Here is a 418-nt window from a genome sequence, read left to right as displayed (position 1 = left end):
TCCCACAGCTCTTTCCGGGAGAGGAGTTCACCGATGTCTACTACGACGTGACGGTGGTAGTGACTGCGCTCGTGGTGCTGGGGCTGGCCCTGGAAGTAAAGGCCAAAGGCCGCACCTCCGAGGCCATCAAGAAGCTGGTGGGACTACAGCCGAAGACCGCCCGAGTGGTGCGCGACGGTAAAGAATTGGACGTTCCGGTGGAAGAGGTGCTGACGGCCGATACGGTGGTGGTGCGCCCTGGCGAGAAGGTACCGGTAGACGGCATCGTGCTGGAAGGGCGCTCCTCGGTGGACGAGTCGATGATCACCGGCGAGTCGATCCCTGTCGAAAAGCAGGCGGGCGACGAGGTCATCGGCGCGACCCTTAACATGACCGGCAGCTTCAGATTTGAGGCGACGAGGGTAGGAAAGGACACAGC

At 62.0% G+C, this 418-nt stretch carries 1 protein-coding gene; it reads left to right on the top strand.

The window, feature by feature from the left end; genetic code table 11:
• Positions 1 to 418: HAD-IC family P-type ATPase (locus I6F37_RS41820; RefSeq protein WP_225154644.1), on the top strand; the 418-nt coding region annotated here is incomplete at both ends.

Origin of the sequence: Bradyrhizobium sp. NBAIM08 (assembly GCF_020193935.1) — a bacterium.
GTDB classification, from domain to species: Bacteria; Pseudomonadota; Alphaproteobacteria; order Rhizobiales; family Xanthobacteraceae; genus Bradyrhizobium; species Bradyrhizobium yuanmingense.
The sequence above is the reverse complement of the archived record's forward strand: the minus strand, read 5'-3'. Positions and strand labels throughout refer to the sequence as shown.